Source organism: Loigolactobacillus zhaoyuanensis, from assembly GCF_003946385.1.
Lineage (GTDB): Bacteria > Bacillota > Bacilli > Lactobacillales > Lactobacillaceae > Loigolactobacillus > Loigolactobacillus zhaoyuanensis.
In genome coordinates this window covers 31,648-47,294 of record NZ_RHOE01000015.1, presented here as the reverse complement: position 1 = coordinate 47,294, position 15,647 = coordinate 31,648, and the positions used below count along the sequence as shown (strand labels likewise).

Annotated in this window: 10 protein-coding genes and 1 other annotated feature; all 10 genes read left to right on the top strand. The window is 41.7% G+C overall.

Annotation, left to right across the window (positions count from 1 at the left end; all coding sequences use genetic code 11):
- The first annotated feature begins 438 nt into the window (after window positions 1-438).
- On the top strand, window positions 439-1,551 hold the full coding sequence (locus EKM76_RS05065) for an MFS transporter (protein WP_225417878.1): 1,113 nt from the start codon (window positions 439-441) through the stop codon (window positions 1,549-1,551).
- Between the two features lie 379 nt (window positions 1,552-1,930).
- Complete coding sequence (locus EKM76_RS05060; protein ID WP_125549614.1) at window positions 1,931-3,634, top strand: FAD-dependent oxidoreductase; 1,704 nt, start codon at window positions 1,931-1,933, stop codon at window positions 3,632-3,634.
- 92 nt (window positions 3,635-3,726) lie between these two features.
- Window positions 3,727-4,443 (top strand): ABC transporter permease, encoded by a 717-nt coding sequence (locus tag EKM76_RS05055; protein ID WP_125549617.1) that lies wholly within the window; start codon window positions 3,727-3,729, stop codon window positions 4,441-4,443.
- Window positions 4,443-5,441: a taurine ABC transporter substrate-binding protein gene (locus EKM76_RS05050; protein ID WP_125549613.1), complete on the top strand. Its 999-nt coding sequence runs from the start codon at window positions 4,443-4,445 to the stop codon at window positions 5,439-5,441. Before EKM76_RS05055 ends, EKM76_RS05050 begins: the two co-directional genes overlap by 1 nt.
- Complete coding sequence (locus EKM76_RS05045) at window positions 5,441-6,184, top strand: ABC transporter ATP-binding protein (protein WP_125549612.1); 744 nt, start codon at window positions 5,441-5,443, stop codon at window positions 6,182-6,184. Before EKM76_RS05050 ends, EKM76_RS05045 begins: the two co-directional genes overlap by 1 nt.
- A 106-nt stretch (window positions 6,185-6,290) precedes the next feature.
- Window positions 6,291-6,531, top strand: a binding site (T-box leader).
- A gap of 67 nt (window positions 6,532-6,598) precedes the next feature.
- Window positions 6,599-7,924, top strand: a complete 1,326-nt coding sequence (locus tag EKM76_RS05040) for a YeeE/YedE family protein (protein WP_164507598.1) — start codon at window positions 6,599-6,601, stop codon at window positions 7,922-7,924.
- Window positions 7,925-8,099: 175 nt separating this feature from the next.
- Window positions 8,100-8,831 carry a GntR family transcriptional regulator gene (locus EKM76_RS05035; protein WP_125549610.1) on the top strand — a complete coding sequence of 244 codons (732 nt, stop codon included), beginning with the start codon at window positions 8,100-8,102 and terminating at the stop codon, window positions 8,829-8,831.
- Window positions 8,832-9,101: 270 nt separating this feature from the next.
- Window positions 9,102-11,480, top strand: a complete 2,379-nt coding sequence (locus EKM76_RS05030; protein ID WP_164507597.1) for a phosphoketolase family protein — start codon at window positions 9,102-9,104, stop codon at window positions 11,478-11,480.
- A gap of 136 nt (window positions 11,481-11,616) precedes the next feature.
- Window positions 11,617-12,999, top strand: coding sequence for a glutathione synthase (locus EKM76_RS05025; RefSeq protein ID WP_125549608.1), 1,383 nt, complete (start codon window positions 11,617-11,619; stop codon window positions 12,997-12,999).
- A 1,009-nt stretch (window positions 13,000-14,008) separates the two neighbouring features.
- The gene (locus EKM76_RS05020) at window positions 14,009-15,607 is read left to right on the top strand and encodes an APC family permease (RefSeq protein ID WP_125549607.1); all 1,599 of its coding nucleotides are present in this window, start codon (window positions 14,009-14,011) and stop codon (window positions 15,605-15,607) included.
- Window positions 15,608-15,647 lie beyond the last annotated feature (40 nt).

Genomic DNA, 15,647 nt, shown 5'->3' with positions numbered 1-15,647 from the left:
AACCTTGATGACGGTTATTCTGGATTACAATGACAAGTTTGATCAGCGGGTGCATAAGGGATTCAACATGGTTGAAGACACATTAGAATCTATGTTTTAAAAAAAGGACGAGAGGCTTTTCTATTTACACATAAAATTTGACACTCTCTTTTATCAAGCAAAATGGCTTACATAAATTGAATTATTTATTGCTATATTTGAATGATTTCGGTAGAGTATTAATAATATTAAATGGTTGTAAATTACAACCCAAAAGGAGCTTTATGATGACGAAAATTTTTGTTGTGAAATACGTAGACGAAACATTAAATATAAAATAATCCGCAGCGCTGTCGATGGCTGCGTTGCGGAACAAGGGAGTTCTACGCATGCAAAAGCATTGGCAAAAACAAGGTTATTTATTTTTATTTAGTCAAAATATTTCATTAATTTGGGACATTGGTTACTGGCTACGCGATTACGTGGTATATCAGTTTAACCACTAATTCAGGTCTATGGTTGGCGTTAGCAACGGTAAGTACGCTACTGCCACAAGTTTTAATTAGCTTATTTGGTGGTGCGTGGGCTGATCGGTATTCACGTAAATGGTTGATCATGGGTGCGGATGGCGCAATCGCGTTACTCACACTTGGTTTAGCGATTTTATGGAGTTCTGGTTTACGTTCGTTGTGGTGGTTGCTACTGTTTGCAGCACTACGTTCAATTGGGCAAGGAATTCAGCAACCAGCCGTCAGTTCGGCTTATCCACAATTAGTACCTGAAAATGAGCTAACGCGGATCAACGGTCTGAATCAGACCTTAATGTCACTATCAACACTACTATCGCCACTATTAGGTGGTTTGATCCTGGCGAATTTTAATTTATACTGGGCGCTGATGATCGATGTCATTACGGCAGTGATTGAATTACTCTGTATGACGAAAATCAAATTGCAACCAGTTAGTGTTATTGCAAATTCAGCACTAAAAAACGAACGTGTTTTAATCGCAGGACTAAAATATTTATTTAACAATTTAGCGTTAAGACGTTTATTTACGATCAATGGCTTAGCTTATTTATTGATGACGCCGGCGACAGTACTGAGTTTGTTGCTGATTCAGCGACAATTTGGTGCCAGTGTGACTAATTTGACCCTTCAAGAGATCATCTGGGCCGGCGGTTCGATCATAAGCGGTTTGATCGTGGCTAAACAAAAGCAGTTTAAAAATAATGCACATGTATTGGCGTTGTCAGTTGGCGGCTTTGCCATTGCGATGATGTTAATGGGATCGATGCCTAACTTAGCTCTGTACCTAGTGACTATGTTTCTTGCCGGATGGTGCACACCATTCATGATGACAACACAAGCAGTCATTATTCAAACAACTGCTGAACCAGATTTTATGGGGCGAACATTTGCGGCCAATCAGATGATCAGCAATTTAATGTTGTTGCTCGGCAGCTTAACGCTAGGACCACTCGCAGATAGTGTACCGCTGGTCTTGATTTTTACTGTCTGTGGGGTACTACTATTTAGCGTCGCAATATGGTATTTACGAGTATCAAAATAAAAATAAAATTAAGCTTGACTTTTTTCGCAAATCCCATATCATTATGATAAATAGATTAATATTTGCTGAGAAAAGATGAGTAATTTTTATACTGACTTCCAGAGAGTCGCGGATTCTGAAAAGCGATAGCGGTAGAAAATGAAGATGGTCTTGGAGTAACTATTGGCCGAGCTTTCTGTGAAAAGTAAGGTCAACACGTTTAATTCACGTTATCGAATCTGAGTACAGACAGGTACTCGACAAGGATGATGTTGTGAAGCATCGTTAAACATGGGTGGTAACACATTAGTATAAATAATGTCCCAAGCTGAAAAGGTAAACTTTTTGGCTTGGGATTTTTTTGTTTGGTAAGTTTATTCGCGAAAGGACTGATCTAATAATGGGTAAAAATATTGTTATTGTAGGCGGTGTGGCTGGTGGCGCATCAGCTGCAGCACGATGTCGTCGATTAGATGAAAGTGCTACGATCACGATTTATGAAAAAGGACCAGATGTATCATTCTCCAATTGTTCGTTGCCATATCATTTATCAAAAGTAGTCGCAGATGCTGATGATATTGTTCTGATGCAGCCGAGTGAATTTAAATTGCAGTACAACATTGATGCCATCGTCAATCACGAAGTTATTGCCATTAATGCCGAAGCAAAAACGGTAAATGTGCGCAATGTGCTAGATGGGACTATACAAACTGTTGCTTATGATGAGCTAGTTTTATCACCGGGTGCTGTGCCGGTGCGGCCACAATCGATCAAAGGCATTAACGATGAAAATGTTTTTACCATTCGCAATGTTGTCGATATCAAGACACTGGAGACATTCTTGATAGAACATAAAACTAAAACTGTAACGGTAGTTGGCGGTGGCTTTATTGGTGTAGAGACTGCAGAAAATTTAGTTAAGGGTGGCTACAACGTTAATTTAGTTGAAGGCTGTGACCATGTTTTAGGTGCTATTGATTATGATATGGCACAAATCGTGCAAAAAACACTGTTGGATAATAAAGTTAATTTAATTACAAACGACTCTGTCACTGAAATTACTAAAACAGCAGTTACTTTAAAGTCAGGTCGTAAGTTGAACAGCGAAGTCGTGATCGCAGCAATTGGTGTAGCGCCAGAAACGCACTTAGCTGAGAAAACAGGTATTGCAATTGGCGCTACTGGTGCCATAAGCGTTGATCAAAATTTCCAGACTAACTTACCGCATATTCATGCTGTTGGGGATGCCATTGAAGTTACTAATCGCCAAACCGGCCAGAAACAGCGGCTTGATCTAGCATTTTCAGCACAAATTCAAGCGCGGCAGGCGACAGATCATATCTATGGCCGCCAAACACGAAATCGTGGTGTGATCGGCTCACAATGTATCCCAATATTTGAAATAAACGTGGCTTCGACTGGTCTGACTGAATCTGATTGCCAACAAAATAAGTTGGATCATCGTGTTGCTATGGTTATTCCCAAAGACAAGGTGCCGTTGATGCCACATGCGAAGCCACTGTATTTCAAATTAATTTTCGGCTATCCGTCTGGAAAAATTCTAGGTGCACAAGCTATCGGTGAAAGCTCGGTCGATAAACAAATCGACATTATTGCCGCCATGATCACCCAGAATGGTTACGTGGAAGATTTAGAAACGTTGGAATTGTGTTATCAGCCAATGTTTAGTACTGCGAAAAATGCAGTTAATATGGCCGGTTTAGTGGCAACCAACATTTTAAATGGTGAGTATAAACAAGTGCCGTTAAGTGCAGTTCGCGGTTTAGTGGAAAAGGACGCTGTGATCATTGATGTCCGTGAAAAAGTTGAGTATAACGAAGGTCATATTATTAATGCTATCAATATTCCAATGAGCGAGTTTCGGCAACGCTTAGATGAAATTCCAACGGAGCAGCCAGTCTACGTTCACTGTTTAAGTAGTCAACGTAGTTATAACGTCGTTCGTGCCCTAGGCAATCTTGGTTATACGAACATCTACAATATCACAGGGTCATTTTTAGGCATTAGTGAGTATGAATATTATCAAGATACTGTTTCCGGACGGCAACCAATTGTAACTGATTATCGTTTTGATCTACGTTAATGTGGTAAAAGCTTACTAGGAGAATTCATGTGAAAAAAACAGGGAAGCTTAAATACCTATCAATTAGCTTACTAACCATTACTGTACTGATAATGATTTGGACGCTGGTCACTGGACTGGATCTGCTTCCTGAAGTGTTACTGCCCTCGTTAGGAAAAATCGGTAATACTTTTGTTAAGTTATGGCACTTTGGTTATGGTGGCGTAGCGCTATACACGCATTATTTGATCACAATGCAGCGTCTGTTGATTGCGGTTCTCTGTGCGATCGTACTTGGCATTCCGCTAGGATTAATGAGTGGCTATGTGCCACTCATTAAAGCGATAGTGGATCCGTTGATTCAATTTATCCGACCGATTCCGCCGCTTGCGTACTATACATTATTGATTTTATGGCTGGGGATCGGTGAAACTTCTAAGATCACCTTACTTTTTTTAGCGGCGTTACCACCGATCTATATTGCGTGCTTTGATTCAGTTACACGAATTGATCTTGAATATTTACAAAGTGCCTCATCATTAGGGGCCAGTCGCTGGCAGATTTTTTGTAATATTGTGTTTCCGGCAGCTGTACCAGATATTTTCACAGGTCTACGTTCAGCAGTGGGGGTGGCTTACACTACAATTGTTTCAGCAGAAATGATTGCCGCTAGTTCGGGGATCGGATGGATGATCATTGATTCGTCACATTATTTAAAAAGCGATGTGATGTTTATCGGCATTATTTTATTGGGCGTTACCGGCGTTTTGATCGATCAGTTGTTGAAGCGACTGGAGCTACATTTTGTACATTGGGAAGGTAAAAAATAATGGTAAAAAAGTTGCTGACGCTAATGACGCTACTATTTTGTGCGCTAACCTTGACGAGTTGTTCAGCAGCGGCACACCAGCAGCCAAAAAAAGTGGTACGAATCGGTATTTTGCAAGTACCAAACGATGTGGCGGCAGCACGGCAAAGGCAGACTTTGCGGCAGGCCTGCGCTAAATTAGGCTATTTAGTTAAGTATATTTCGTTTGATTCTGGGGTCGACGCAAATAAGGCGCTACTGTCAGGTAGCGTTGATTTGGCAACTATGGGTGATACGAATGCAGTGGTCGCACTAGCTGCAAAAATACCCGCCAAATTAGTTTGGATCAACGATATAATTGGCAGCAATGAAGCACTAGTGGTAAAAAAAGGGCAGCATATCCAGCGGCCCCAAGATCTGGCGGGTAAAAAAATTGCTACACCGTTTGCTTCAACTTCCCATTATAGTTTAATGATGTATTTAGAGCAGCACCATTTAACGGGTAAAGTGCAACTTGTCGATATGCAAACACCAGAAATTGTAGCTGCCTGGCAGCGTGGCGACATTGACGGTGCGTATACTTGGCAGCCTAGCCTAGACCATTTAACTGGTCAAACAGCAGTTGTGGACAGTGCAGCGATGGCGGATCAAGGCGCGTTAACGGCTAATGTAACGCTGGCAACAAATAAATTTAGACAACACCATCGCCGGGTTTTGCGTCAGATCATTGCGGCCCTTAGTGCGACACATAGTCTTTATCAAACAAATCCGTCACAGATCTATCATGTGACCGCACAGCAAATGAGTATCACGTCAAGGGCTGCTAAAAAACAAATTGGGTCGTCAAAATGGTTGACTGCGGCACAGATGCCTAAATTTATGACCACTACATTTTTAAATCAGTTATATGGAACAAGCCAGTTTATGTGGCGCCAACAAACGTTAAATAAGTATGTTAGCCGGCAGCAATGTCGCCAATTTATTGATATAAATTTCATTAAAGGAGGTGGTTCCGACTGATGGTGTTACTGGAAGCAAGAAACGTGGGCTACAAATATCCTCGCAGTGATGACCAATCGATCAGCCAGGTTAGTTTGGCGCTTAATTCTAATTCGCTTAATGTGATCATTGGTCCATCTGGTATTGGTAAGAGCACGTTACTTAATTTGATTGCTGGCTATGCAATGCCACAAGCGGGCGAACTGTTAATGAATGGAGCCAGAATCACCCAAGCTAGTTGGCAGCGCGGAATTGTTTTTCAGGATATGGCCTTATACCCGTGGCTTAACGTCAGCCAAAATATTACTTTTGGTCCGCGAATGCGTAAATTACCAGCGACACAAATTGAACAGCGCCTAACGTCTTTATTAACGCAAACAGGGTTACTTGATTTTAAGAATAAATATGTGTATGAGTTATCCGGTGGCCTGCGTCAGCGGGTCGCATTGGCACGAGAATTTATTAATCAGCCTGCTATATTAATGCTAGATGAATCATTTAGCGCACTGGATAACCACATCCGCAAAGAAATGCACCAAATTTTGTTAGATTTATGGACGAGTAGTGGGAATTGTGTGATCGTCATCACCCATGATATTGATGAAGCTTTATTTCTTGGGCAAAAAATCATTGTTATGAACGGTGATCCAGGAACAATTAAGCAAACTGTGGTCAATCCGTACTTTAAAAGTAACTTCGACGATATGACTAGTAATATGGCTTATTTTGATTTTCGTCGTGCGTTATTAGCACTGATCGAGTAATACAATTTAGTCATTTATCGTAATGTTAGTGTGTCGTATATACGATATTAAAAATATTTACTTGACAGTTTGTTGGTTTTGATTAATAATTTGATTAACATATTATTAAATAAAGATGAAAAGATGAGTAATTCGATTTCGTAATTAAAGAGAGTCGTTGGTGGTGAAAGACGATATTATGGATCGGCTGAAGATGGTCTTGGATGGTGATTATTGTTAAGCTAAGGCGAAACAATAACGGGCGTTCCCGTTACAGAACTAGGGTATTGATGTACCCGAAAAGGAATGACTTGTGAGAGTTATTTGAATTAAGGTGGTAACACGGAGTGAGTACCTTCGTCCTTAGACCCAGTTATGGGTTGCGGTGGAGGTACTTTTTTTATTGGCTTAAAACAAATTATAGGGGGCTTTTATATGTTAAAAGATTACTTTGTTGATAATCAATTGGATCGGCGACAACCATTGTATGCCGTCATTGTATTGATTCTTATTATCGGAATTGGTATTTTTACGCTAAATGAGGCAGTTAATTTACCTGTTTTCTTGATTGCAGGCTTGGCCATTGGCTATGTTTTTACACGAGCGCGTTTTGGCTTTGCTGGTGGATTGAAACAACTTTTCTATGCTGGCAATAGCCAATTAGCGATTGCCTTACTTATCTTATTAGGAGCTACGGCATTTTTGACCACAGGAATTCAGTGGCAAGCCGCTAGCCAGGGTGCTGTCCCAGCTTACTTAGCAACTGCCAAACAAACTATTATTCCTGGATCAGCATCGGTTGAGCTAACTAATATTGGTACGGTACTCGGTGGTGCGCTGTTTGGCAGTGGCATGCTACTAGCTGGGGGCTGTGCTTCGGGGACCCTAACTGATTTTGGCGAAGGTGAAGGTCACGCAATTATCGCCTTGCCATTCTTTATTCTTGGCTCACCACTTGGCTTATGGTTAAGTGGTAAACTAGATAATTCCGCAATTGGCCAAGTTGGCGGAAGTTTCTATTTGCCACAATACTTTGGCTATCTTGGATCGTTCGTTTTCTTACTGGTTTTCTTAATCGTCTTGTACCTAGTCATTCGTGCTTATCAAAATCATCGGCAAAACGTCGGATTAAGTAACACTGAGCAGAATGATTATACGTCTTTTGAAAAACCATTAAGCGATGCGACGGCACCAGTAGCGTTATATCATCGTTTGTTTATCCAACGCTGGTCATTTACGACGACGGCGTTGCTGACGGCAATTATTGCCGCTTTTATCATTATCACAACTGGTAATTCATGGGGTGTTACTTCGGCATTTAGCTTGCAAGGTTCGCAATTGTTACATTTGCTTGGTGTCCCGTTAACGGATCCTGTTTTTGCTAAAGTTAACTTACAGATCAGTCAAGGTGGTTTTCTTGCTGACGGTTCTTCTATCCGCAACTTAGGCATTGTTCTAGGTTCGCTGGTCGCCTTCTTATTAGCAGGTCGTTTCAAGTTCAAATTTAATTTTCATTTTAAAGATAGCGCCACATATGCCTTAGGCGGCTTATTTATGGGTGTCGGTGCTCGTTTGGCTAAAGGTTGTAACATTGGCGCGTTATATTCAGGAATTACAAATTATTCTGTTCATGGCTATATTTTCTTGATTTTTTTAGTTGTCGGTAGTGCAGTAACTTTAAGTGTTTTAGAAGGCAAGTTAGTTCTGTTTCCTAAACGACAGGTTGCTAAAGCAATTCGTTTGAAAGCGGTCGGTGCATAGTCTTTTGCAGATGAACGGCTAGTTATCGTTGAGTGACTTTATTGAGTTGCTTAGTGGTGGCTAGTTTTTTTATTCGCTTTATTTAGAGGTATATAAATTAAATGGGTAATGCAGTTTATCAGTGGTAATGTGATATGATTAAGACCTATTCACTGAAATATTAGGAGAAAAACGGATGACAGATTTAGTTTATCAACGCGTAATCAAGGATCTAACCCGGCGAATTTTTGCCGGCGAGTTTGCTGCGGAAATGAAACTGCCGGACGAGCGGCATTTGAGTACTGAGTACGGGGTGAGTCGTAGCTCAATCAAGCGTGCTTTGGCATTGTTGGCAAATGATGGCGTCGTATTTAAAAAACGAGGTTCAGGTACTTTTATTAACCCATTGTATTTAGAAAATCAATCATTATTTAACTATGAAGGCAGTAATTTAGGAATTACTGATAATTTGCAAATGGCTGGAAAAAAGCCAGGGATCCAATTGCTGGAGTTTGCGGTGATTCCAGCCAGCGCTACTTTGCAACGTGATTTATTTTTACAAAGTGGTGAGTTCGTTTATCAGATCAAGCGGCTGCGGTTGCTAGATGATCGGCCATTTATGATCGAGGAAAGTTTTATTCCAATCAAAGTAGTGCCAGAATTAAATCGTCAGATCGCGGAGCAATCTATTTTTAATTATTTACAAACGACCAAAAAACAAGCAGTCACGAAGTCGTTTTTAACGATTGGTGCGGCGCCAGCGACCGCAGAAGACCAGGCACTATTGAAGCTAAAAGCCAACGAGCCAGTTGGAACAATGGCGGGTATCTTCTTTTTGGATGATGGTACGCCAATTGAATATTCACTTATGCGAATGCACTATCAATATTTAAAATTTAATTCATTTGTGGCCATTGATAAGCCTTAGGCAACGGAATAATGGCCTTTTTATTTAACGTTTTTTTATCATTGGTACGACCCAATTATCAAAAAGGTTGACTTTAGTTTTATGATTGGTTATCTTTATAAGTGAAGTAGCGGTACTTGCTACTGGTTGATTTTTTGTTAATTGATTCGTTATCAAACAGGTTATCCTAGACATTAAACATCTGTCCGACTAGTTACGCTTTTTGTAACGTAGTGAGGAAGGACATCCGTAGTTGAAAACAAACATTAAATATGAAAAGGAGAATCAATCATGACGGAAACACAAACCGTAGATTATTCATCACCAGAATACCTTGAAAAAGTAGATGCTTATTGGCGTGCGGCCAATTACCTTTCCGTAGGCCAGCTTTATTTGAAGGACAATCCATTATTGCGGCGGCCACTAAAAGCTAGTGATCTTAAAGTTTATCCGATTGGTCACTGGGGGACTATTGCCGGTCAGAACTTCTTATATGCGCATTTAAATCGGGTGATCAACAAATATAATTTGAACATGTTCTACGTTGAAGGTCCAGGCCATGGTGGTCAAGTTATGGTCTCTAACTCTTATTTAGATGGTTCCTACAGTGACATTTATCCAGCAATCACGCAGGATGAGCAAGGGATGCAGAAATTATTCAAGCAATTCTCATTTCCTGGCGGTGTGGCTTCCCATGCGGCTGCAGAAACTCCAGGCTCAATTCATGAAGGTGGCGAGTTGGGTTATACCTTATCGCATGCGACTGGTGCAATTTTAGATAATCCTGACGTTATTGCTGCCGCTGTAACTGGTGACGGTGAAACCGAAACGGGACCTTTAGCAGCTTCGTGGTTCTCTAACACGTTTATTAACCCAATTCATGATGGCGCGATTTTACCGATAGTCAACATGAATGGATTCAAGATCTCTAACCCGACAATTTTAGCGCGGAAGTCGGATGCTGATTTGCGTAAGTATTTTGAGGGTATGGGCTGGGCGCCAATTTTTGTTGAAGGTGACGATCCTAAAGTGATGCATCCGGCTTTAGCTAAAGCAATGGATGAAGCAATTGAATCGATCAAAGCAATTCAAAAAAATGCACGTGAAAATAATGACTCAACTCAACCAACTTGGCCAGTGATTATTTTCCGCGCACCTAAAGGCTGGACAGGTCCTAAAACTTGGGCTGGCGAACCGATTGAAGGCTCCTTCCGCGCACATCAGATTCCAATTCCAGTTAACCAAAAAGATATGACTCACGTCGACGCTTTAGTTGAATGGTTAGAATCGTACAAGCCAGAAGAACTATTTGATGAAAATGGGACGCTGATTCCTGAATTGCGCGCTTTGGCACCTAAGGGCGAACAACGAATGTCAACTAACCCAATTACAAATGGTGGCATTGACCCGAAAGACTTGAATTTACCGGATTACCGTAAATATGCTTTGGATAATACTAAACATGGTCAGCAAGTTAAGCAGGATATGCTGGTTTGGTCAGATTATTTACGTGATTTGATCAAATTAAATCCTGATAATTTCCGGATCTTTGGCCCTGATGAAACCATGTCTAATCGGTTATATGGTTTGTTTGAAACGACTAGTCGGCAATGGCTGGAACCAATCAAGGAACCACAAGATGAATTTTTGGCACCATCTGGTCGGATCATTGATTCCCAATTATCTGAACATCAAGCTGAAGGTTTCAACGAAGCTTATACTTTAACTGGTCGCCATGGCTTGTTTACTAGTTATGAAGCCTTCTTGCGCGTTGTTGATTCGATGCTGACGCAGCACTTTAAGTGGATTCGTAAAGCTGACGAACTAGGTTGGCGTAACAAGTACCCGTCATTGAATGTGGTTTCAACATCGACTAGTTTCCAACAAGATCATAATGGCTACACGCATCAAGATCCTGGTATTTTAACTCATATGGCAGAAAAGAAGCCGGAATATATCCGTGAGTATTTACCTGCTGATGCGAACTCCTTGCTGGCAGTTAGTCCGTTATTATTTAAGAGCAAGCAAACGGTCAATATTTTGATCACATCAAAACAACCACGGCCACAGTTCTATAACATTGAAGAAGCAACTAAATTAGCTAATAATGGTTTAGGTATCATTGATTGGGCATCAACTGACCAAGGCAGTAAGCCAGATATCGTTATTACTGCAGCCGGAACGGAACCTAACATGGAGAGTTTAGCCGCAATTAATATTTTGCATGACAACTTCCCAGAATTAAAGATTCGGTTCATTAACGTGATCGATCTGTTGAAATTACGCAGTCCTGAACGTGATCCACGCGGCTTGTCCGATGCTGAATTTGATTATTACTTTACTAAAGACACACCAGTCTTGTTCGCTTATCATGGCTTTGAAGACTTACCGCGCGATATTTTCTTCGACCGCCATAACCGCAACATTATGTTCCATGGTTATCGTGAAGAAGGCGACATCACGACTTCATTCGATATGCGCGTGGTCAACGAGCTTGATCGTTTCCATTTAGCTAAAGATATTATCATGCATTTACCGGCTTACGCTGACAAAGGTGCTGCTTTTGTCCAACAAATGGACGATAAACTACAGTATCATCATGATTATATTCGTGAAAATGGCGAAGATATTCAAGAAGTACTTGACTGGACCTGGCAACCATTGAAATAGATTCAACTCAAAAAATCGACTCTTAGGAGGCGATTTTTTTATTTTTGCTAGCATATTTCTAGAATTCAACCTAGCTTTCGGTATACGATTATAAGATAGATAAGCAATAAATTATACTGAAATGGAGGCTGAGCCGATGGATGATTTAGGCAAATGTATGCTAAATATAGGTATTAGCGACTTTACTCAAGGCTTTACTTGGGGATTGGAGGTAGAGCGGCATCGTATTGGTGTGGAAGGTTATTTGAGCGCGGCACCGTATCCACCACTTTTAGGGCAACAAAGCGCTAATCCCTACATTAAAAATGATTTTTTTAATACACAAAGTGAATTGATCACGCCAGTAGCGGATTCGATCGGTTCAGCCACCCATTATTTAGCAGCACTGGACCACACATTACGCGCAGCATTGGCACCGCAAGAGTATTTGTGGCCGTTTTCAGTTCCGCCGCGGTTAACTGCTGATCACCGCGAGTTAGCCTACGCTGACGTTGGCCCGGAAAAATTGGCTTATTATCATGAACTAGGCCGTCGCTACGGAATGACTGAAGGCTTGCCTTCTGGAATTCACGTTAATTTAGCGCCAACGACTAATTGGACGCAAGCAATCGCTCAGAAATTACGGCAAGATCACCGACAAGTACGCGATGAATTATTGCTTAAACAAGCGTTGGGTTTCATGCACTATCGCTGGTTATTTACGTATTTGAACGGTGCTAGCCCAATTGCGGAAGCAAACTATCTAGCAGAATTGCCAATGCACCCAGTTCGTTCGCTGCGTAATTCACAGCAATATGGCTACGGTTTTTCCAGCCATTTTAAAGGTGATTATACATCGGTGTCAGCTTACGTTGAAAAAATGCAAGCGGCAATTGCTACTGATGATCTATTGTCAGAATCGGCTTTTCACGAAGCTGTTCGGTTGCGCAACCCAGCCGGGCTAGATGCGCTAGTAAATGCAGGTGTGAGTCATATCGAATTGCGCATGCTAGATCTTGACCCTACGGCCATAACTGGTATCCACAGTGACACGTTATTGTTGGTACAACTGCTGGCCTTGTATTTTATGCTAACGCCGAAGCTAGATGCAACCACCATGCAGCAAGCTGCAGCAACGAACGATCGCGTTGCCTTAGAAATGCCGCATCAAATAAGTAGTCAGCAACAAGCAGGCCTGGAATTATTAACTAAATTACAAGGATTAACGGTGGCTGCTGATCTACCACCGATCTATGCAGCGGTGGTCACACAAGCAGCTGAAAAAATGGCCCGACCACACCTGACTTTAGCTGGTCAATTATTGCCGCGGATCAATCAAGGATCCTTGATCGATTACGGCCTGCAACAGGCGCGCAATTTCCAACTACGCGCACAATTAAATACTTCGCCAGTTTACCAAGGCTTTCAAATAGACCCACATCCAACACGGGCTGTGTTACAGCACAAACTATTCGATCAATACCGTGAATTACCACGGGTAAATATCCCTAGTCAAACGGTCGTTAGTGCAGTTCAATAAATCTAGTAGCAATTAGATGATTTACCACGTGAGGGTGTGGTGTAAGGTATTTAGCTCCTGAGCAAGCTGTCTTATGGCACACGGTTAAACTATAATGTTCGACAATAAAAATGAGACTGCGACATAATTTTACTGGCTCTTTCTGGAGATTGGAGTTAATTTTTCTTAAATAAAAGCAAAGGTGGACGAAAAAAGATTTCGCCAGCCACGCATAATTCTAAATAGCACAAATCGTTATCAAGAACTGACGATGCATCTGCGACTTGAACTTGGCGGTTTCCGCCTTAGTTCAATTGACAACGGGAAGCAGATTCTGTTCAGGAATTAAGCGCTAGTATTGATGCTTGCTAATTCAGTTATTAAGAACGAGTGATAATGGTTCACTGGCAGCTTCATTCCAGCAGGCAATAATTGAATGTTCGATTATTGATTGTTTAAGCCGCAAAGTTTAGTGGCAGTTAGAACGTAAAATATCGGCAAAACAGTTTAGTGACTGTTTTGCCGATATTTTATGCGCACATAATCTACTTGAAAACTACGAGTCACTAACAACTGTCGGTTAATCCTAAGTGAGCTAACTAAATGTTTAACCCAATTCATGAATAGTGTTCTAAAATTGCCAAGGTGAAATGGAGGCGATGGCGTATCACTGTCGCTCGTTCTTAATAACACTATTTACAAGTATCGCAATTAGTACTTATTTGCTAAACAGAGCTTGCTTTCCGTTGTCGATTGGACTATTGCCGAAGTACGGCAAGTCCAACGCGCCACGCGTTCCATACGCCAGCGCCGGAATGGAAGCTAACTGACTCTGCTTACAGTCAAACCTTGGAAAGGACTATTTTACTTTTATCGTAGTTTAAGTTAAGTTGACCAGAAAAATAATTTGCCTAAATTAAAAATCAATGAGACAATTTAACTCTTAAGTTATTTACATGCACCCCGTTTGAGCCCGCTGGTTTTGCCTGAGTTGAACAATCATTTTTCGTGAAGTAAAGGGGATTTATTTATGGAAGAGCATCATAAAATTGGTTTGTTTTCATTGGTAATGCTGGCGCTAAGCTCGATCATTGGTTCTGGCTGGCTTTTTGGTTCTGGTGAAGCTGCCGCCGTGGCTGGACCAGCAGCGATTATTTCTTGGGTGATCGGTGCAGCTGTGATCATGGCGATCGCCTTTAATTATGTTGAATTAGGGGCGATGTTTCCAGAAAGTGGCGGCATGAGTCGGTACGCCCAGTATAGCCATGGCCCGTTACTCGGTTTTATTGCTGCGTGGGCCAACTGGGTCTCACTGGTGACGATCATCCCGATCGAAGCAGTGGCAGCTGTGCAATATATGAGTTCGTGGCCATGGGCATGGGCGAATTGGACGCGCCCATTTGTGGCTAAAGGTGATGTAACGACATCTGGTTTATTGATCGTTTTTTTATTTATGCTCGCTTTTACCCTGCTTAATTTCTGGTCAGTTAAATTATTGACTCGTTTCACCAGTCTGATCGCCATTTTTAAAATGGTGATACCGGCGCTGACGATTGTTTTGTTATTGGCGTCTGGGTTTCATCGTGCTAATTTTGGTCATAGCTGGCAAACTTTTGCGCCTAGTGGTAGTGCAGCTATTTTTAAAGCAACAACTGCTTCAGGAATTATTTTTTCATATAACGCTTTTCAGACGGTGATCAATATGGGCAGTGAAATTCGGGACTCACGGCATAATGTTGCCCGGGGGATCGCAATTTCACTGCTGATCAGTACCGTTATTTATACATTATTGCAAGTTACTTTCATTGGCAGCGTGCCACCGCATTTGTTAGCGCAAGGCGGTTGGCATGGACTGAATTTTGCTTCACCATTCGCTGATCTTGCTATTTTATTGGGGCTACAATGGTGGTCGATTTTGTTGTACTTGGACGCATTCGTCTCGCCATTTGGAACGGGTGTGACCTTTGTTGCGGTGACTAGTCGGACGCTGTGGGCGATGGCAAAAAATAAACATATGCCTCAGTGGTTAGGACGCTTGAATCGGCATTATGGGATACCGCGTTTAGCGATGGCTGCTAATCTAGTGATCAGCGCGCTGATGGTCAGCGTTTTCCGCAATTGGAGCGTGCTTGCTAGTGTAATTTCGACCTCAACGCTGATCGCTTATCTAACTGGGCCGGTGACCGTGATCTCGCTACGAAAGCTACGGCCTAACTTTAAACGGCCAGTAGCCTCTAAATGGCTGCGTGTTGTGGCGCCGCTGGCATTTATTCTAGCTAGCTTGGCGACTTACTGGGCGATGTGGCCGACAACGATCCAAGTGATCTTGGTTATTTTACTAGGCGTACCGTTTTATATTTATTATGAATGGCGGCAGGGCTTTCCTGAGTTACGGCAGCAGTTAAAGGGGAGCTTATGGCTGATCGTGTATTTAGTCTTTCTATCACTAGTTTCTTACTTAGGTAGTCGGCCATTTGGTGGCACCGGCTGGTTACATTATCCATGGGATTTTGTTTTGATCAGTATTGTGGCGTATATTTTTTACCGTTGGGGTGTTGCCAGTCGGTTGGAGAGCGCTGAACTAGTTGCTGCTGCTCAGGTCAATCAACAGGTCAAGGATGAGTCATAAATAATATTTAAACTCCGAATAAGCGGGTTCGTAACTTTAT